This is a genomic window from Micromonospora sp. U21 (genome assembly GCF_018070045.1).
Classification (GTDB): Bacteria; Actinomycetota; Actinomycetes; order Mycobacteriales; family Micromonosporaceae; genus Micromonospora.
Map to the genome: position 1 here is coordinate 226418 of NZ_JAGPYK010000005.1, position 18998 is coordinate 245415.

Sequence of the window (18998 nt, forward strand, 5' to 3'; positions counted from 1 at the left end):
GTTGATCAGCCGTCGACGCCGCCCGGGCGGGCGCGGGCGACAACCTCCTCCGGGCTCAACGGTGCCTTCGGATGGTGCGTGAGGCACAGCGGGGTACGGACCTTGACGAACGAGAACCCCTCCCCGGCGGCGTAGAACTCACCGCTGTTCAGCAGGCCGATGTCCGGAAGCCGCCCGCCCTTGGCCTCGGCGAGCTGACGGGCCGCGTCGATCTGCGCGGGAGCGTTGAGCAGCCCGAAGAACTGCGTCGTCGCGTTGCCGGAGATCTGGTTGTGCAGGCTCTTGGGGGCCTGGGTGGCGAAGACCAGCCCGAGCCCGTACTTGCGGGCCTGCGAGGCGAGCGCGATCGAGCTTGCCGTGCAGGCCGTGGTACCGGTCGACGGCGCGAGCGTCTGCGCCTCGTCCATCACGAACAGCCCACCCAGCGGTCGGTCGCCGGCGGGGTGCCGCTTGATCCAGGCGAAGAGCGCCATCTGCAACTGGTTGACGAAGCTCTGCCGCTCCTGGTCCGACGTGAGACCGACGAAGCTGATCACCGACACCCGAGCCCGCCGTCCCGGCGAGGGCGTCAGCAGCAGGCCCGGGTCGGCCGGAGCACCGACCCCGCCGAAGAGCGGATCGGTGACCATCGCCGCCTTGAGCGCCTCGGCCAACTCCTCGGCGAGCTTGCCGGCGCGGGCCAGCCGACTGACTCCTTCGGGCAGGTCGGCGAGGAACTCGGTGAAGCCTGGCAGGCCCACCATCCCGCTTCGCGCGTACCCCTGGAGGGCCTCGGTGAGGACGGCCTTGCCCTGCTGGGCGAGCCTGCTCGACCGGTCGACGCCGGCCCGGGGCGCGAGCGCCTCCACGGCGGAGCGGACCGCCTGGTCGAACTCGTCGGGCCAGTCCCGCAGCGAGGTGAAGTCGGGCAGAGGTTGGAAGCTCAGCGGCCGGCCGGCGGTGACCCGGGGCGTCCACACCACCACCTCGGTGTGTGCGAGGTAGTCCGTGGCCCGCTCGGCGTCACCGGGACGCCAGCCACTCGGCGGCTCGGGCCACGCGTCACCGAGCCGGGCGAGGTCGTTGTTGGGGTCGAGCACGATGGCGGAGACACCCTCGCGGGCGCACTCCTCGACCAGCCGGCGGATGAGCACCGTCTTGCCCGAGCCGGACCCGGCGAACACGACGGCGTGCCGGCGCAGCGACTCCAGGGCGACCGTGAACGGGTGACCGTCGTCGACGGTCCGCCCCAGCCCGACGGCCCGACCGTCGGGGCGGACGGCGCCGTCCGGGGTGACGGGCACGGCGGCCGGACCGGTCGACGATCCACCGGTCACGTCGGCGGTCGGCGCGTTCGTCGGGCCGGGACCGGCTCCGCCCGGCACCGGGCCGGTGCCTTCGGGTGCTGCGCCGGGGCCGGCGCTCTCGGGTGCTGCTGGTGGGCTGCCGTCGCGCGTTCGGTCGAGCCCGGGCAGGACGGCCCGGAGAAGGTCGGTGCCGCTAGCCGGACGACGGGCCACCAGCCACTCCTGCAAGGCCGTGGACGGCTCGGTCGCCATCACGCGCAGCGCCGCGAAGACCCGTAGGTCCGCCTCCGAGACTTCACGGCGGAGGCCGCCGGCCGCGTCGAAGCCGGTCAACACCTCGGTCGTACGCTTCCCGGTCGGCCACGGACCGTTGCGCAGCAGGACCAGGCGCCGTTGCGGCAGGTCCCGGTCCAAACCGGACAGTGTGCACGCGGACTTGACCCGGGCGGTGACGGCGACGGCGTTCGGGTGCGCGATGGCCCGGAAGCACCAGTGCGCCTCGTTCTCGGTGGCCTCGTCGAGAACCTCGATCAGCCGCCCGTGCAGCGCGGGTTTGCGCCCGGGCGGCGGATCGTACTTGTAGGTGACGCCGGTCGGCGCCTGTTCGGCGATCCAGGCGGCCAGGCCGGCGGCGAGCAGCGGCGGCATGTGCTCGTCCTCGCCCGCCGGGGCGACGGCGGCCGACACGTCCGCGGCCGCTACCAGCTCGGCGAACCGTGCGTCCAGTTCGCGCAGGCGGCTCTCGTCGGTCGTCGGGTCGCCGGACACACCGCGGACGGAGACGGCCATCGGCGTCGAGTCGACGCCGTCGATGAGCCGGTCGAGCTCGACCACCTCGTCGCGGTCGCGGCACCAGGCGACATGGCGGTCCACCCGCCGCAGCAGGGCGCGCGGCGTCAGGGTGGACGCGTCGGCGAAGGCAACAGGGGCGATCGGCCAGGTGGGGTGGGGTGGCACGAAGTGCGGACCCGCGAAAGCGGCGGAGAGGCGCTTCGCGACGATCGACTGCCCGATCTCCGGGGTGGGGATGCGGTCCGGGAGGGTCGCCTCACGGAAGCGGTCGCCGACCGGGGTGGGCACGGTCCGTGTCATCAAGACCCAGGTGTCCGGCAGACACGAGACGACCACCAGCGTGCGGCGGGTGGCGTCGCGCAGCTTGAGCAGGCCGTCGGCGATCGGGCCGAGCACCTTGGCCTGACCGTCCTCCAGCCCGTTGTGGTGGTTCAGCAGTGACGTGCTGGTCTGGGCGAAGAGCGTGTCGAGCTGGTCCACGGCGATGACCGTGGGGTCCAGGGTCAGGGCCATCAGCCGGGAGATGTCCTGCACGATCTGCTGCGGAGTCCGGATCGTGGCGCTCAACCCCCAGGCCGCCCGCGCGTCCGGGTCGCCCGGCTCGGAGATCAGGTGGGCGTAACCCACGTCCTGCGCCTCGAAGTCGATGGCGCCGTGCAGGACGAGCGCCCGAGCGGTGTCCTGGGCGTCCCGCCCGACCTCCCGATCGCGGGCGCGCAGCGCCCGGATGAAGGCGTCGAGCTCCGCACGGGTCACGGGTCGGGCGCCCGCCACCGCGTCGCGGACCTCCACCGGCAGGCCGAGCTGGGGAGTGAGTCGACGAAGAAAGGTCTTCAGCTGCGTGCCCCAGCCGACGTGGGCGCGGCCCATGCCCTCCACGAGGGCCAGGGCGACGCTCTCCCAGAACGTCTTTCCGCTGACCATGTCGACCAGGAAGAAGTAGCCGCCGTCGCGCTGGATCCGTTCGCGGACCGCCCCGAGCAGGTGCGTCTTACCGGCGCCCGCGCGGCCCTGCATGGCCACGCCGAGCGGCACGGTCGTGTCGTCGGTGCGGGCCCGCGCCACCCCGCGCAGGATCTCCGCGACCACCTTCTCGTGCAGCTCCGGCACGTTGTGCGGGCTGGGTCGCCAGACGTCGTCCGGAGTGACCGCCGGGTTGAGACTCACCGCTTCCAGCGCGGCCCGCTCGTCGTCGGAGATCACGCCGGACCGATCGCCAGGGCGTGGTTGTCCTCGTTCCCGATCCGGACGGCCGCGGCGCGGTCCCGTGGGGTCAGCGACTTGGTGTTCGCCACCGGGATGATGCGGACGTCCTGGCGGCCGACCATGGCTCGCAACGCCGCGTCCAGAGCGGTCCGGTCGGTGTCGACGAGCCGGTCCCGGACGTCGGCGAGGCCGACCCAGGCGCCCGGCGCCCCGGCCAGGTCCCGGTACGCCGCCCGGACCAGCGCCTCCACGTCCCGCGCCGATGTGGGTGCGGGTGCCGGTGCGTCGTGCCGGGGTTCGCTGGCCGGAGGGGCCGATGCGTCGGTCTGCTTGAAGAAGTCGCCGTGGCTGAGCCGGAGCCGGTCCAGCGAACGGTGCAGGTTCGACAGGACGACGAACAGGGACCGGGTCGCCGAGCCGCCCTGCTTCGGCGGCGCTGCGGTGTGCAGCTGACGCACCACACGCCAGCCCTCGTCGGTCAGCTCGTGGGAGAACGGCCGGTGGGTCCGATCGGTCTCGACCAGGCCAAGTTTGACGAGCTTCTCATTGTCTTTGCCGGTCAGCGCGAAACCGGCCAGGTCGCGTAGTTCGACATTGGTGAGTCGACGTGCCTCGACCATCAGCACCACGAGGGCGTTGATCTGGTTCGGCGTCAGGTGCGGGACGTCCGCCGGGCTCGTCATGATGTCTCATCTCCGTGGGAGTGCGTGCCGTCCGCGCGTCGCCGGGCCAGCAGCCGACAGATCCCGTCGACCACCGCCAGCACGTCGGAGAGCACCTGCTCATTGGTGAAGCGGAGCACGTCCAGCCCGAGTAGTTGCAGCTGCACGTCCCTCCGCCGATCGTTGGCGAAAGCGATTCGCCCACGATGCTCCGGGCCGTCCACCTCGACCGCAAGACCCTCCACGGGCCAAAAAAGATCCAGTCGGTACGCCACACCCAGCACGTGCCACTCGTACGTCTGGTTCCACCGCCGGCCCCGCGCCCAGTCGTGTGGTGCGAGGGCGCGTTCCAACGCCTGCTCGGCCGCGCTGTCGCCACGTGGCACGCCCGCGATCGGCGTCCAGGCCAACACCGTCGGCTCCCGCTCGGCGGCCGTGTCAGGATTCCGATCGGCCGTGCTGGCCAGCTCCGCGAACCGCGCCGGCAGCATCATCGACACCGGCCGGATCCGCTCGGCGTGGCGCAGGGGCCCACCGGCCAACCACACCGTGAAGCCGCCGTGCCGCACGAGCCACTCGGCTGCGGCCACAAGCGTCCGCTCGGCGCCCGGGCCCAGGTCGGGCAGGGCGATGAGGAGTACGCAGTCCTCCCGGTCGTACGCCTCGGCGAGCACGCGGGCGAGCCCGGCGGCGCGTACCTCCGCCGCGAAGCGGGACCGGCCGGCGGGCCGGTGCGGTCCGCGCAGGCCACGCTCGGCGAGGTCCGCGAGGAAGGGGCCGAAGTGCCGGGAGCGGGCAGCGGTGCGGGCCGCCAGGGCGCGCACCGCCGCCACCCCGAGTGTGCCCTCGCGCTCGAAGCGGTCGGCGCCCGCCAGCCAGCTCGGGAACATCGCGAGCGCAGCGCTGTCCAACTGGTCGAGGAGGGTGTCCACGAGGTCACCGATCGGACCCACGACCGTGGGCCGGTAATGCACGACCGCGGGCGCCGCTGGCGGCAACGGGTCGAGCGCCACCCGCAGCAGCTCCGGGTCGACGTCCGGCAGGTGACTGACGCGTCGCGTCGGCGGGGCGGCCCACCAGGGCGCCGTCATTCGATGGACGCCTCCGTCGGCCTCGCCATCGGCTCGGACGGGGTGGGCCATGCCGGCACCCTACGACACCTCCGCCCGGGGCGACCGGGGCGGGATCCCCGTAATAGTAAAGAAGGTGAACAGAAGATGGTACAGTCACTCCTGTCGATATCTGGCCGAGCCTCCGGCCAGGAAGATCCCAGGAAGGAGTGATCACATGACGAGACTGCGCACGCTGATCGCGCTTGCGGCACTGACCCTCGCCAGCGGTCTGGTTGCGGTCATCCCGTCAACCGCCGCGTCGGCGGCCGCCTGTTCGGCATCGTGGCAGGCGTCGGCCGTCTACACGGGAGGCGCCCAGGTCTCCCACAACGGCCGCAACTACCAGGCGAAATGGTGGACCCAGAACGAGGCGCCGCCGGGCACCACCGGCGTCTGGCAGGACCTCGGCGCCTGCGGAGGCGGCACCACGCCGCCGCCCACGGGCAGCTGCAACCACCCGAACTGGGTCGCCGGCACCTGGTACGCCACCGGCAGCATCGTGCGGTACACCAACGGCCTCTACTACGTCGCCGAGCACGACAACCCCGGCTACGACCCCGTCATCAGCACCTGGTACTGGGAGCCCTACACCTGCGGCGGCACACCGCCCACCAACCCTCCCACCAACCCGGGAAGCTTCGTGGTCAGCGAGGCCCAGTTCAACCAGATGTTCCCAAGCCGCAACTCCTTCTACACGTACTCCGGGCTCGTCGCCGCACTCAACGCCTACTCGGCGTTCACCAGGACGGGCAGCGCGACGGTCCAGCGCCAGGAGGCCGCGGCCTTCCTGGCGAACGTGCACCACGAGACCGGCGGACTCGTTCACATCGTGGAGCAGAACACCGCGAACTACCCGCACTACTGCGACCCCGGCCAGCCGTACGGATGCCCGGCGGGGCAGGCCGCCTACTACGGTCGCGGGCCGATCCAGCTGAGCTGGAACTTCAACTACAACGCCGCCGGGAACGCCCTCGGGCTGCCCCTGCTGACCAACCCGTGGCTGGTGCAGACCGATGCCGCGGTGGCCTGGAAGACCGCCATCTGGTACTGGATGACCCAGAACGGGCCGGGCACCATGACCGCCCACAACGCGATGGTCAACGGCGCCGGGTTCGGCGAGACCATCCGCAGCATCAACGGCTCGATCGAGTGCAACGGCGGGAATCCCGGCCAGGTGCAGAGCCGCGTCACCAGGTACCAGCAGTTCGTTGGCATCCTGGGCGTGCCGGCCGGAGCCAACCTGTACTGCTGACCCGTGGCCGGGCCTCGTCGCTGTGCGGCGACGAGGCCTGGTGAGCGGCCAGCCTTAGCTGATCGTTAAGTAACGGGCCAGTGGTTACACCCGCCGGCAACACTGGGCAGACTGGGCCAATGCCCGCCGCCGATCCGCCCCCTGCCTCCGCTCACCGCCGCCGTGCCCGGGCGGTCGTCGCCGTGGTCGCCGCGTTCGTCATGGTGGTCGCGGTCGGCGCCTGGTCGCTGTGGGACCGGGTCGAGGGCGACGGCGGCGCACCGCTGCCGGGCGGTGCGGCGGCCCTGAGCACGGCGCCCGATGCCGGCCCGGCGGGCGGCACCTCCACCTGCGCCGGCCAACCGGCCCGGGCGACCCGCGAGCTGCGTGGCATGTGGATCACCACCGTGAACAACATCGACTGGCCGAGCCGTCGCGGACTGCCGGCCGAGACGGTGCGGGCCGAGTTCCGGGGTTGGCTGGACCTTGCCGTACGGCGTAACCACAACGCGGTATTCGTGCACGTGCGGCCGAGCGGGGACGCGCTCTGGCCGTCCAGCTACGCGCCGTGGTCGGAGTGGCTGACCGGACGCCGCGACGGCCGCGACCCGGGCTGGGACCCGATGGAGTTCATGGTCGCCGAGGCGCACGCCCGCAACCTCGAGTTCCACGCCTGGTTCAACCCGTACCGTGGCGGACAGCCGGCCACTGTCGGCGGGCCGGGGCCCAGGCTGGACCAGCTCGCGCCGACACACCCGCTGCGGCGGCACCGCGACTGGGTGGTGACCTACCCCAGCGCCGACCGGCCCGGCAGCCGCCTCTACTTCAACCCGGGAATTCCTGAGGCGCGCGCCTTCGTCGAGGATTCGATGTTGGAGGCGGTCCAGCGGTACGACGTCGACGGGGTGCACTTCGACGACTTCTTCTACCCGTATCCCGAGGCCGGACAGGACTTCCCGGACGGCGCGGCGTTCGCCCGGTACGGCAGGGGGTTCGCCAACAAGGACGCCTGGCGCCGCGACAACGTGAACACGCTGGTCCGGGAGATGAGCGAGCGGATCAAGGCCATCAAGCCGTGGGTGAGGTTCGGCATCAGCCCGTTCGGCATCTGGCGCAACAAGCGCACCGACCCGGCCGGCTCCGCGACAGCCGGCCTGCAGAGCTACGACGACATCTACGCCGACACCCGACTCTGGGTGCGGAAGCAGTGGCTGGACTACGTCGTGCCGCAGCTCTACTGGCACATCGGGTTCGACAAGGCCGACTACGCCAAGCTCCTGCCGTGGTGGGCGGCCACGGTGAAGGGCACCCGGGTGCAGCTCTACATCGGGCAGGCCGACTACCGGGTGGGCGAGCGCGGCGCCTGGCGCGACCCGGGCGAGCTGGACCGCCAGCTCGCCCTCAACCGCCGGCACGGGGTGAGCGGAAGCGTGCACTTCAGCGCCAGGCAGGTGCGTGCGGACAAGCTCGGGGCGGTCGGCCGGTACAGCGCGGCGCACTACGCCGGCCCGGCGCTGGTGCCCACGATGGCGCAGCTGCCGGCGGCGCCACCGGCCGCGCCCGAGGTCACCGGCGTGCGGCGTGCGGACACCGGCGGGGTGGCGTTGACCTGGCGCGGGGAGGACGCCGCGAGCTTCGCCGTCTACCGGGTCGATGGCGACGGGGCCCGGCTCGTCGGCACCGTCCGCGGTACGGGGTGGGTCGACCGCACCGCCCCGGCCGACCGTCCGCTCACCTACTGCGTGTCCGCGCTGGATCGCAGCGGAAACGAGGGCCCACTCAGCGCGGCGGCGCCGGTATCGCCGTAGACGGCCTCCGTCACCGTGGCCGGCTCGGCACCGTCCGGGCCGGGAGGCAGGTGCGATACGGCCGTTCAGCGAGGCTGGATGAGGCACACCCCGCCGGGGGCGGGCCGATCCATCGTGGCCAGCGCGTGGGGCACCTCGGTGAGGCCGATGGTGCGGGTGACGAGCTCGGCGGGGCGTAGTACGCCGGCGGTGACCAGCCGGAGCAGCTCCGGATAGGTGTGCGCGGCCATGCCGTGACTGCCCCGCAGCTCCAGCTCGAACGCGATCACGAGATCCATCGGCAGGGCCGGTCGGCCCTGTGCGGCGGGGAGGAGACCGACCTGCACGTGCCGGCCTCGCCGGCGCAGGCTCTCGATGGAGGCGGCACAGGTGGCGTGACTGCCCAACGCGTCGAGCGACAGATGCGCGCCGCCGCCGGTCGCCTCCCGAACGGCGGCGGCCACCGCGCCGGGACCGGTCAGGGCGCTGCCGTCCAGGCAGACCGCGGCCCCGCAGCTCCTGGCCAGCTCGAGCGCGCCGGGGGCGACGTCGACCGCCACCACCCGCGCGCCGCAGGCCGCCGCGATCATCACCGCGGACAGTCCCACGCCGCCGCAACCGTGCACCGCCACCCACTCGCCCGCGGCGACGCGCCCCTGGCCGACGACCGCCCGGAACGCCGTGGCGAAGCGGCAGCCGAGCGCCGCCGCGGCCGGGTAGTCCAGCTCGTCGGGGAGCCGCACCAGGTTGACGTCGGCGTCCCGCACCGCCACGTACTCCGCGAACGAGCCCCAGTGGGTGAAGCCGGGCTGCGTCTGCCGCTCGCAGACCTGCTGATCACCGGCGAGGCAGGTCGGACACCGCCCACAGGCGCAGACGAACGGCGACGTGACCCGATCGCCGGGCCGCCACCCGCGTACGCCGGCGTCGACCGCCGTGACCACGCCGGCGAACTCGTGACCGGGGACGTGCGGCAGGCGGATGTCGGGGTCGTGTCCCTGCCAACCGTGCCAGTCGCTGCGGCACAACCCGGTCGCCTCGACGCGGATGACCGCGCCCCCGGGAGGCGGCACCACGTCCGGGATGTCGCGGACCTCGGGTCGGGCACCGAACTCGTCGAAGATCACGGCACGCATGCGCCGCATCCTCACACGCCGGCGGACCGACCGAAGGCCCCACCCCACCTGGACGCCGGTGGACCGGCTGTCCGGCGCGAGACGTGTACGGCGACGAGCGTCCCCGCCGCCGCGGCCGACGGCGGGGACTCACCGCGTGGCGACGGACTACTTCAATGCGAGGGTCCGAGCGTCGGCGGCGATGACACTGGCGACCGCGGCCGGCACCAGCTTGCCGGCCTGCCGGTCGACGTAGGTGGCCAGCTCGGCGTACTGCGCGTGGACCAGCTTGACCGTCATGGCGTTGATCGCGGCCGGCTCGGCGCCGGAGGTGAGGATCAGGTAGCCGAGCCCGGCCTGGCTCACCGTCACGGTGAACGTGCTGGTCGCGGTCGCGGTGCCCTCCGGGCCGGTCACCTCGGTGCGGATGGTGTGCCGGCCCGCGGTCAGCTTGGCCAGGTCGAGCCTGCGCCCGGCGGCCGACGTCCTGCCGTCGAGCGTGACGGTGACGCTGTCCGCGTTGGTGGCGGCGACCGCGATCACCGGGGACTGGGCCCGGTCGAGCCGTGCCCCGTCGACGGGCGACGTGATCCGCACGGTCGGGTCGGCCGGGGCCTGCTGCATGAACGCCGAGTTCCAGCCGGCCAACTCGGACGCGCGGTTGGTGATGACCGCATCGGTGCCGATCCGCTCCAACCGCTGCCACAGACCGCCGGAGTCCATCGTCCAGGCCATCACGGCGACGCCGGCGGCGTGCAGCGGGGCGACGACCTCCGGCTTGGCGAGCAGCGCGTTGCCGTCCGGGTTGTACGCGGTCAGGTGCAGCTCCCTGGAGATCGCCACCGGATCGGCGTCGAGGCTGCTGCGGAGCAGACCGAGCGGCAGCTCGGGAGCGAGCTCGAAGGTGTACCTGAGGGCGTCGACCTCGAAGCTCTGGACGAAGACCCGGCCCATCATCTGCTCGTCCCGGATCACCTGGATGATCGTCGCGACCTCGGCCCTGGTGTGCCTGCCCTTGATCTCCAGCAGCAGGCTGCCACCCCGCGTACGCAGGTCCGCGAGCTGCTCGGCCAGGGTCGGTACCCGCTCGCCCACGTACTGCGGACCGAACCACGAGCCGGCGTCGAGCGCCTTGATCTGCGCGGCGGTCAGGTCGCGGATGTTGCCGGTCCCGTCGGTGGTCCGGTCGACGGTGCCGTCGTGCAGGATGAACGGGATACCGTCCTTGCTCGGCTGGACGTCGTTCTCGATCCAGTCGGCGCCGCCCTTGCGCGCGATCTCCTGCGCCACCAGGGTGTTCTCCGGGGCGGCGGCGGACGCGCCCCGGTGTGCGATCACCGTGAACGGGCTGTCCTCCGGGCGGATGTAGCCGTTCGGCGGCAGCTCGGTGACGGTGACGTCGTCGTACGAGACGGTGCCGCCGTTGACGAAGAGCGCCTGGACGCCGTTGGGGGAGCGCTGGAGGCTGTTCGTGCGCATCGCCTCGCGCCCGTCGAAGATCCAGCGGGCCTGGTTGCCGTGCACCTCGACCGCGACGCGGACGTCCCGACCGGTGCCGGCGGCGTACGGGGCGGAGGCGGTGTTCGTCACGACCCAGGCGTTCGCCGTTGTCCGCTGGGCGAACTCGAGACCGTTGGCGGCGGTGGTGCCGCTGCGCATGGTGGCGATCCACCACGGGGTGGCGCCGTCGGCCGGGACGTCGATGCCGAGCGACGCCCATCGGGTGGCGGCGGAGACCGACTCGAAGCGCATGGTCGCCTCAAGCCGGAAGTCGGCCAGGTGCCGGCCAAAAGTGATCATGTTGTTCTCGCCCGAGCTGGCGGAGGTTCCGTACAGGCGGCCGTTCTCGACCTTCCAGGCGCCGTCGACCGCGTTCCAACCGGCGGGCAGCGATCCGGAGGAGAAGTTCTCCGAGACGACGACGTCGCCCGGCTCGGCGGTGGCGGGCGACGACGTCGCGACGGCCACCGCGACGGCAGCGCCGGTGACGGTGAGCGCGGCGATGGTGGCGGCGGCCCGGGTACGCGCCGCGACGAGCCTCGTCGCGGCGCGGCCGAGCGGCGATGATGCGGATAGGACAGTCATGGTCGGGACGGTAGGAAGCGCACCCGAACTCATGATCAATCGAGCGTGGCTGGCGCTCGAACCCTGGATGTACGCAGCGCCCGGGGAGGCGGTTCAGTCCGGCAGGCCGGTGCAGGCGACCCCGTCGATGGTGCACGCCGTGGGGGCGGAGCCGATCGACGAGCCGTCGACCCGGAACGTCACCCGGACCGAGGTGCTGTCGGGCACCTGCCCGGTGCTCCCGTCGGGTACGAACGTCCACACCGCACCGTCCTGGCTGGCCTGCGCGCCCTCGACCGAGCTGACGCGCAGCGACTCCCGGGGCAGGGTGACGGCCAGCTTCCACTGCGCTACCGGCACCTGGCCGGGATTGCTGATCGTCACCGCGGCGCCGTAGCTGAGCAGCGAATTCTCGGCGATGGCGAAGTCGGCGCGCAGGGCGGCCGGTGTGGGTGGAGCCGTCGCGGGGGTCGGTGTGGGCGTGGTCGACGGCACGGGGGTCGGGGTCGGTGAAGTTGCCGTGGCCTGCGGGGTCGCGGGCCTCGTCGGGCTGGTGGCCGCCGGTTTCGCCTGCCCCGCCCGGGGCGTGTCGGTTGGCGGCGTGCCCACCTGGTCGGCGGATGGCGGCGGATCGAGGGCCACCGGCGCCAGCCCTTCCGGCGTGCGCAGCACGCCGATGACGGAGACCGCCGTGGCGATCAGCACCCCGAGCGCCGCGATGACGGCCACCCAGGTGGCCCGCGAGACGTCGCCCCGGCCGGTGAGCACCCGCCGTACGGCAGCGGCGATGGCCACGATCCGGTCCAGCAGAATGATCACCACAGTTCGCCGTGGCTGGGGCGGTGTTGCCGGCACTACCTGTCTCCCCTTCAATTCGTCACCGGACACGCGCCTGCGCACCCCCGGGCGGGGGTGCCACCCGTCCCGGTCACAGCGCGCGAAGCCCGACGAGTATCGCCTCAAGCAGGTCCGCGGTCGGCAGCTCCGACAGCGTCGGCGGTTCGTGCGTCTCGATCAGCCCGGCCGTGAGCAGGTCACCGAGGAGAACCCGGACGGTCCCCAGAGGCAGGTCCAACTCGGCGCCGACCTCAGCCACCGACACTGGATGGTGACACAGCTCGACGATCCGCGCCTGTTCGGGGAAGAGCGGCACAGCAGGCGTGACCCCCCGCCGGGCGACGACCAGTGAGATCAGGTCGAACCGCCCGCGGTCGGTCGCGGTGCGCCCGCCGGTCATCGTGTAGGGACGGGCCACCGGCCCGGCGTCGTCGTCGTACCACGCCTCGTCAGCGGTGTCGGAGGTGTACACCTGTGTCCCCGCTCCTCGCCGCGGAGGCCGGTTCCAGGGTGACGGGCAGGTGCCGCTCGGCCTGCCCCACGAACAGCGCCACCTCGTACGCCATGTCCCCGATCTCGACGTCGTCGCCGGCGATCCGAACGGTGAGGATGGTCCCGTTGCGGATGGTGGCGACGAACAGGAACGCCCGCGACATCTGCACCACGATCTGGCGCAGCCCGCCCGCGTCGCAGGTCCGGGTGGCGGCCAGCCCCAACGCCAGCAGGCCGGCGACCACGCCGGAGATCTGCTCGGCCAGCTTCGCCTCGACATGCCGGGACCCGCCCAGCGGCAGCCCGTCCGGAGAGAGCACCACGGCGAACTGCGCACCGCGCACCCGGTCGACCAGGCGGTCCAGGGCGCCGGTCAGGCTGTCTCCGCTGACCACTGCATGCGTCATCGATGTCTCCTTGCTGCTCTCGCGACCGGCAGCTCGACGGTGTCGGGGCCGGTGGTGCCGGGTTCGGACCCGGTCGGACCGGGTTGGCGGGTCCGCACCGGCAGCTCGCCGTGGCCGCTCGGGCCCGGCTCGCCGGCTGCGGCCCGGGCCGGCCGGTGCGCGGCGTCGAGGGGCGGCGCGGCCGGTCCGACGCCGGTGACCGTGACCAGCCTGGCCGGAAGGAGCACGATCGCGGCCGTCCCGCCGCGCTGGCTGGGACGCAACGACACACGTGCGCCACAGCGGGCGGCGAGCACGGCAGCGGTGTACAGCCCGGCCGGGCCGGCGGGCGGGCCGTCCGGGGGCGGGTCGCCGAGCAGGTGGTTCGCCTCGGCCAGCGCGGTCGTGTCCAGCCCCGGGCCGTCGTCGACGACCAGGATGGCGCAGCCCTGCGGCCGGTGCTCACCGGCGACCCGGACGGTGGTCTCCGTCGCCGAGAAGGCGAGGGCGTTCTCGATCAGCTCGGCCAGCAGGTGGATGACGTCCGTGACGGCGGGGCCGGCGAGCGACCAGGGCCAGTGCGGGGCGATCAGGACCCGGTGGTAGTCCGGCACCTCGGCGACCGCACCGCGTGCGACGTCGAGCAGGGGCACCGGGCGCCGCCACCGGCGGGCTGGCGTCGCGCCGGCCAGGGCGATCAGGTTCTCCACGTTGCGTCGGACACGGGTGGTGAGGTGGTCCAGCCGGAACAGCTCGTCGGTCTCCTCGGCGGCTCGCTCCCGCCGCTGCATACCGTCCAGCAGACTGAGCTGGTCGCGTAACAGGACCTGGTTGCGGCGGCTGAGCCGCAGGAACAGGTCCCGCGTGGCGCGCTCCGTCGCCGTGGCCTGCCCGGGCTGGACCGGGGTCTCGATGCCCGCTGTGACGTCGGGTCGGGCCGGCGCCGCGCCGACCGGTGGCTGCTGCCGGCGGCGGTCGGTGCCCGATCGGGCCAACTGGTCGGTCAACCGGAGTACGGTGCCGGCCCAGCTCAGCAGGACCACGATCACCGCGATGAGGCCGAGCCCCACCACTGCGCCGGTGCGCGCGACGATCACGGCGGCGCCCGGCGTGGCCCGCTCGACACTGCTGCGGGCGGTCGTCATCACCAACTCGTGCAGCGCGCCGAGTGCGGCGTCCGCCGCCGCCCGCCAGGCCGGCCTGGTGATTCCGCTCAGGGGTTTCGCGCTGTTCGTCCGCAGCAGCGCGTCCTCCAGGGCGAGCAGGTCCGCGAACTGCGGGCCCGCCGTGAGCCGCTGATGGTCTCCCGGGCCGTCCGCCGACAGCCCGACGGTCGCCTCGGCGCCCGCGTACCGCTGGTTGCTGACCAGGTCGGCGAGGCGGCGCCGCTCGTCTGAGGAGATCCGGTCACCTGCCAGGGCGGCGCTGACCAGGGTGTCCTCCCGCGCCAGCAGCTCGCGGGCGCGGGCCAGCGCGATCACCGCCCGGGTGTCGGCGGCGAGCGCACTCTCGTACGCGCCCCACTCCGGGCCGTACACGGCGAAGGCGGCGTCGACGAGCTGGTCGTACCCGTCGACCGCCTCAGCGCGGTCGAGCTGCTCGGCGTCCACCTTGGACCGGACCGTGCTCAGGCTGTTCAGTCGCCGGCCCAGCTCGTCGGCCCGGTCGCGGACCGCGCCGGCGGTGAGCAGCCGCAGGTCGCGGCCCTCGGTGAACGCGCGGACCTCGGCGGCCGCCCGGTCGGTGCCCGCACGTGCCCCGGCGAGCGCGGTTCCGGGCCGCCCAGCCGCGGCGATCGTCTCGGCGGTGAGCCGGCGTTCGGTCTGGAGGCTCAGGATCAGCCGATCGATGGGCTGGCCCAGGGTGTCCGCCAGGGTCCGTACCCGGAGCAGGTCGGCCGCGTCCTGGACGCTCAGGTAGGCCGCGTACGACCAGAGCGTGACCAGCACGGCCGCCAACGCGACGAGCCGGGTCCGCATCCGCCGGTCCTCGGGCCGCGTCACGTTCCGCTCCGCGCGGTCCGGCCGCGTCCACCGCGTTGCCGCCTCATCGGGCCGTCCGTTGCGGCCACGGCTGGCCGGCGGCGTTGCTGGCACGGTCGGCGACCATGGTGCGCAGTAGCGCCAGCAGCTCGGTGCGGTTGGCGCAGTTGAGCCGGTTGCGCATCCGGGCCACGTGGTGCTCAACGGTCTTGGCCGAGATGAAGAGCCGGTCGCCGATCTCGCGATAGGTCAGCCCGGCCAGCACCAGCTCGGCCACCTCGTACTCGCGGTCGCTGAGCCCCTGCTGGGTGGGGCCGGTGGTGGCGTCGGTGACCTGGGTGGCGCTCTCGCCGGTGGCGGGCCGCTGCCCGCCGTTGGAGCCGGCCGGCCGGCCCTGGAGGACTCGGGCGCACTCCAGCAGGGTGGTCATCGCCCGCCGGTCCGAGGTGCGGATCGCGGCCTGCCCGGCAAGGCGAGCGCCGTCCCAGCACAGCCCGGTGTCGTGCAGCCCTCGGGCGGCGGCCTCCACCCGGACCGGGTCGACCACCCCCCGCAGCACCTCCACCCAGCTCTCGGCGGCCGCGGCGACCACGGCCGCGTACCGGCTGTGGCCGGCGGCGGCGAGCAGGGCGGCGACGTGTTCGTCGGCGGCCACCGCCTCGTCGGTCAGGATCGCGGCGTGCAGCCCGCTCCAGTGCAGCGGGACGCTCCACAGTGCCGGCTCCCCGAGCCGGCCGAGCAGCGCGCGGCCCTCCCGCAGGTACGGCTCCAGCCGGGCCAGGTCGCCCAGCCGGGCGCCCGCGATGGCGAGCTCGCCCAGCGGTAGCAGCGCGAACAGGTCGACGGGGTGCCGAACGACCGCCTCCAGCGCCTGCCCCCAACCCCGCTTGAGCGCGCCGAGATCGCTGTTGCGCCGGGCGATGCCCATCTGCAGCGCGGCGGCGAAGAGCTGGTCGCGTGACTCCAGCGGTCGCCCGTCGACCGCCACCGTGGCGAGGTGTTCGGCCGCGGCGAGTGTCTGGCCCCGGACCATCAGGATCCAGGCCTGCAACAGCCGGTGACGGCGGGCCATCAGCGGGCCGCCGACACCGGCCGCCAGGGCCCGGTGCAGCACCCGTTCGGCGATCTCCAGCTCACCGCAGTGCACGGCGGTCAGGGCAGCCAGCGCGGCGGGACCGTCCGGTAGGAGTGCGGCCCGCCCGTCCGGTTCCAGCAGCGCGGCGGCCTGCACGAGCGCGGAGAGCGCGGCGGTCGGCGTGCCCGTGACGCTCTCCCGTACCCCGTCGGCCATCAGCCGGGCGGCGCTGGCGTGCAGCGTGGGTGGCCCGCCGGCCGGGTCGCCCGCCGGCGGCTCGGTGGCGGCGGACAGGTCGCCGGTGGCGAGCCCGCCAACGGTGGCGAACGCCAGCGACGAGGAGGTGCCGGCCCACCGGTACAGCTCCACGCTGCGGTCGGCGTGACCGCGGTGCGCCAGGGCGGTCGCGGCCACGATGGCGGCCTCCGTGCGGTCGGCGGGAGCGGCCGCGGCCAGGAGCCGGTCCGCCAGCCGCAGGGCGCCGTCGAGGTTGCCGGCGAGCGCGGCGGCCAGCGCCTGCCGGGCGCTGGCCGGCCACCCGGCGGCCGTGGCGGCGGCGAACAACTCCGCGGCGAAGGCCGGCTCATCGGCCAGCGCCTCCTCCGCGGCGGCCGCCAACGTGGCGGCCGGGCAGTCACCGAGCACGCCGACCGCGAGCAGCGACCGGACCAGCGGTAGCACCGCGCCGCCGCGCGCGAGCTGCAACTCGGTGAGCCGGCGCCAGACGGCGGTGCGGTCCGTGGTCGGGCTGAGCGCGGTGACGGCCCGCCGGACGATCGGCGCGAGCCGGCCGTCGGCGCCGAGCAGCCCGGCCGCCCTGGTCGTCGCGATCAGCTCATCCACCGCCTCCGGCTCTCGGCCCAGGAGCGCGCCGAGCATGCTCACCGGCAGCGGCACACCCGCGGCGACGGCGAGTAGCAGCCGGCGGACATCGGCGGGCAGGACCTCCAGGTCCGGCCCGAACTCCAGGACGACGGACCGCGACGGCTCGACCGGGACGCCGGTGACGGTCTCCGGCCCGCGCAGTCCGCGGGCCAGCCGCTCGACGTCCCGGGGCACGCCGGCGGTCTGTGCGTGCACGAAGTCGACCAGGTCGCTCCGCCGGCCCAGCTCGGGCACGGCGGCGAGGTAGGCCGCGGTCTGCTCCCGGGTGAACGCGGTGAGCAGCAGGGCCCGCCCGTCCCGGCGCAGGGCGTCGGCCAGCTCCACGAGGGCCGCCGACCGGGGCCACGGGCGGTGGGCGACCACCAGCCGGTGCCGACGGCCGGCCACCAGGCGCAGCAGCGCCCCGAGCCGCGCGTCGTCGAGCAGGTGTGCGTCGTCGACCAGCACCAGCGCCTCGGGGTCGACCGGTTCGCTCGGCTCCGGGGCGCCCAGGCGCACGGCGATCCCGGCCTGCTGATGCACCCGGGCCAGCTCCGCGAGCAGCGCGGTCTTGCCGTGACCGCCCGGTCCGGCCAGGCCGACGGTGAGCGGACCGGTCGGGTCCTGCGCGACCATGTCCAGCAGGGCGGTCGGCCCCTTGCCCAGGATCAGCCTGGACTCGGCGACATCATTCATGATCATTATGGTCATCCTTCGCGTCCCCGGCTTCGGGCCAGCGCCAGGCGGGACGCCTTCGGTAGTTCCAGTGGGAGGATCCGGACCGGGGGGCGGGGTGGCGGATCGCCCGGGACGATGGTGTCGTGGTGGGGGCGGCGCGTCGCCGGGACGGCGGCCCCCCCGGCGCCGGAGACCGGCGCCGGCTCGCGGACCGGCTCCGGCCGCCGGGGACGCGGCGACACCACCTGGCAGGCGGCCATCGCCGCCCCGGTGGCGGCGGTGAGTTGTGAGTCCGGCTCCACCTCGACAGGGACCGGGAGGGCCGCTGTGATCAGCTCGGTGACGAGCGGGATGCGGGCGGAACCGCCGGCGAGCAGGACGCCGTCGAGCTGCGCCGGTGCCAGGCCGGCGCCGTGCACGGTCCGGAGCAGGAGGTCGACGGTGGCCTGCACCGTCGGGCGGATCATGTCCTCGAACTGTGCCCGGGTCACCGGTATCCGCGCCGGCCCGGTCGGCAGGGGCAGCACCACGTCGGCTGCCAGGTCGACGGTCAGCTCCCGCTTGACCCGCTCGCACTCCGCAGGGAGCCCGCGCAGGGCGGCCTGGGTGCCCCGGCGTGCGGTGGCGGCCAACTCCCGGGCCAGCACGGTGCGTACATGCCCGGCCAGCGCCTCGTCGAAGTCGGTGCCGCCGATCGGGTCGAGACCCTGGGGGACGCCGAAGCTCTCGTACGTGCCGCGTGGGGTGCGCCGCACCAGGGCCCCCTCGAAGCTGTTGCCACCCAGCGCGTAGACCGCCGCCGTGGTGCCCGCGAACCCGCGGGCCGCGTGGCTCTCCGCCACCGTGACCGTGTGCGGCAGCAGCGTCACGTTGCGCAGGCCGAGGTCGGACAACGCCCGGTGCAGCAGATCCCGTCGGTACGGGCGCCAGGCCGCCGGGTGGCTGAGGACGATCGCCTCGGCCGGACCGCCCTCGAAGGCGTACACCCGCTCCACCACCCACGTCGCCAATTCGGCCGTGAGCGTCTGCGGCGCGCATGCCTCGCCGCCGAGCAGCAGGGGCACGTCGTCGCCGATCCGGCGGACGAAGTCTCTGCTGGTGCGGCTGCCGTCGTCGGTCATGGGCTCGCCGACGTGCAGCGAGCCGTCCTCCGACAGGTGCAGCATCGACGGTACGAGGGTCGAGCCGGCGTGCAGGGGGACCGCCTCGGGACGCGTCCAGGTCGTGCCGTGTCGCCGAGCGACGGCGGCGGCGGTGTTGGTGTTTCCGATGTCTATCCCCAGGACGTACGGCATCCGTGTCTTCTCCCCCCGTGAGGTGGCCGGCCGGTGGCGATCGCGTCGGGGCTGCCCGGCGCCCACCCCCGGCGAACCCCGCGGGCTCCTACGTTCGTACCAGAGATCGCTCCCTGGTCGGGACCCTAATCTGG

General features: G+C 73.6%; 13 protein-coding genes. 2 read left to right on the top strand and 11 right to left on the bottom strand.

The annotated features are described in order from the left end of the window. Positions 1 to 5: 5 nt before the first annotated feature. Genes KBX63_RS09130 through KBX63_RS09140 form a run of 3 tightly spaced genes read right to left on the bottom strand, consistent with a single transcriptional unit; the run spans position 6 to position 5037 of the window. Positions 6 to 3281, bottom strand: a complete 3276-nt coding sequence (locus KBX63_RS09130) for a helicase HerA domain-containing protein (protein WP_307871653.1) — start codon at positions 3279 to 3281, stop codon at positions 6 to 8. Then, entirely contained in the window at positions 3278 to 3967 is a 690-nt protein-coding gene (locus KBX63_RS09135; RefSeq protein ID WP_210910542.1) for a hypothetical protein, read from the bottom strand. Before KBX63_RS09135 ends, KBX63_RS09130 begins: the two co-directional genes overlap by 4 nt. Then, positions 3964 to 5037 carry a DUF559 domain-containing protein gene (locus KBX63_RS09140; protein ID WP_210910543.1) on the bottom strand — a complete coding sequence of 358 codons (1074 nt, stop codon included), beginning with the start codon at positions 5035 to 5037 and terminating at the stop codon, positions 3964 to 3966. The genes KBX63_RS09135 and KBX63_RS09140 overlap by 4 nt, the downstream gene beginning before the upstream one ends. A 196-nt stretch (positions 5038 to 5233) precedes the next feature. Here KBX63_RS09140 and KBX63_RS09145 point away from each other — a divergent pair, with 196 nt between their 5' ends. Together KBX63_RS09145 and KBX63_RS09150 are read left to right on the top strand one after the other, a co-directional pair. After that, complete coding sequence (locus KBX63_RS09145; protein ID WP_210910544.1) at positions 5234 to 6310, top strand: glycoside hydrolase family 19 protein; 1077 nt, start codon at positions 5234 to 5236, stop codon at positions 6308 to 6310. A gap of 119 nt (positions 6311 to 6429) precedes the next feature. Continuing rightward, complete coding sequence (locus KBX63_RS09150; protein ID WP_210910545.1) at positions 6430 to 8097, top strand: glycoside hydrolase family 10 protein; 1668 nt, start codon at positions 6430 to 6432, stop codon at positions 8095 to 8097. Positions 8098 to 8162: 65 nt separating this feature from the next. Here the strand turns inward: KBX63_RS09150 and KBX63_RS09155 are convergent, their stop codons facing one another. The 8 genes from KBX63_RS09155 to KBX63_RS09190 all read right to left on the bottom strand — a co-directional run bounded on the left by KBX63_RS09155 (position 8163) and on the right by KBX63_RS09190 (position 18864). Then, entirely contained in the window at positions 8163 to 9212 is a 1050-nt protein-coding gene (locus KBX63_RS09155) for a zinc-dependent alcohol dehydrogenase family protein (protein ID WP_210910546.1), read from the bottom strand. A gap of 147 nt (positions 9213 to 9359) precedes the next feature. Then, a complete protein-coding gene (locus KBX63_RS09160) occupies positions 9360 to 11276 on the bottom strand; it encodes a glycerophosphodiester phosphodiesterase family protein (protein ID WP_210910547.1) in 1917 nt (638 codons plus the stop codon). Positions 11277 to 11369: 93 nt separating this feature from the next. Continuing rightward, complete coding sequence (locus tag KBX63_RS09165) at positions 11370 to 12074, bottom strand: cellulose binding domain-containing protein (RefSeq protein WP_210910548.1); 705 nt, start codon at positions 12072 to 12074, stop codon at positions 11370 to 11372. A 109-nt stretch (positions 12075 to 12183) separates the two neighbouring features. Continuing rightward, positions 12184 to 12564 (bottom strand): DUF742 domain-containing protein, encoded by a 381-nt coding sequence (locus tag KBX63_RS09170; protein ID WP_210910549.1) that lies wholly within the window; start codon positions 12562 to 12564, stop codon positions 12184 to 12186. Next, positions 12542 to 12991, bottom strand: coding sequence for a roadblock/LC7 domain-containing protein (locus KBX63_RS09175; RefSeq protein WP_210910550.1), 450 nt, complete (start codon positions 12989 to 12991; stop codon positions 12542 to 12544). The genes KBX63_RS09170 and KBX63_RS09175 overlap by 23 nt, the downstream gene beginning before the upstream one ends. Then, positions 12988 to 14973, bottom strand: a complete 1986-nt coding sequence (locus tag KBX63_RS09180; protein ID WP_210910551.1) for a nitrate- and nitrite sensing domain-containing protein — start codon at positions 14971 to 14973, stop codon at positions 12988 to 12990. The genes KBX63_RS09175 and KBX63_RS09180 overlap by 4 nt, the downstream gene beginning before the upstream one ends. A 43-nt stretch (positions 14974 to 15016) precedes the next feature. Continuing rightward, positions 15017 to 17593 (bottom strand): LuxR family transcriptional regulator, encoded by a 2577-nt coding sequence (locus tag KBX63_RS09185; RefSeq protein WP_210910552.1) that lies wholly within the window; start codon positions 17591 to 17593, stop codon positions 15017 to 15019. A 5-nt stretch (positions 17594 to 17598) separates the two neighbouring features. Beyond that, positions 17599 to 18864 (bottom strand): Hsp70 family protein, encoded by a 1266-nt coding sequence (locus KBX63_RS09190; protein WP_210910553.1) that lies wholly within the window; start codon positions 18862 to 18864, stop codon positions 17599 to 17601. Between the last annotated feature and the right edge of the window lie 134 nt (positions 18865 to 18998).

What these genes read in the sequence shown, in the direction of transcription:
- KBX63_RS09145 (WP_210910544.1), top strand. Translation starts at nt 5,234, where the DNA reads ATGACGAGACTGCGCACGCTGATCGCGCTTGCGGCACTGACCCTCGCC.
- KBX63_RS09190 (WP_210910553.1), bottom strand. Translation starts at nt 18,864, where the DNA reads ATGCCGTACGTCCTGGGGATAGACATCGGAAACACCAACACCGCCGCC.
- KBX63_RS09160 (WP_210910547.1), bottom strand. Translation starts at nt 11,276, where the DNA reads ATGACTGTCCTATCCGCATCATCGCCGCTCGGCCGCGCCGCGACGAGG.
- KBX63_RS09150 (WP_210910545.1), top strand. Translation starts at nt 6,430, where the DNA reads ATGCCCGCCGCCGATCCGCCCCCTGCCTCCGCTCACCGCCGCCGTGCC.
- KBX63_RS09155 (WP_210910546.1), bottom strand. Translation starts at nt 9,212, where the DNA reads ATGCGTGCCGTGATCTTCGACGAGTTCGGTGCCCGACCCGAGGTCCGC.
- KBX63_RS09175 (WP_210910550.1), bottom strand. Translation starts at nt 12,991, where the DNA reads ATGACGCATGCAGTGGTCAGCGGAGACAGCCTGACCGGCGCCCTGGAC.
- KBX63_RS09140 (WP_210910543.1), bottom strand. Translation starts at nt 5,037, where the DNA reads ATGACGGCGCCCTGGTGGGCCGCCCCGCCGACGCGACGCGTCAGTCAC.
- KBX63_RS09135 (WP_210910542.1), bottom strand. Translation starts at nt 3,967, where the DNA reads ATGACGAGCCCGGCGGACGTCCCGCACCTGACGCCGAACCAGATCAAC.
- KBX63_RS09185 (WP_210910552.1), bottom strand. Translation starts at nt 17,593, where the DNA reads ATGATCATGAATGATGTCGCCGAGTCCAGGCTGATCCTGGGCAAGGGG.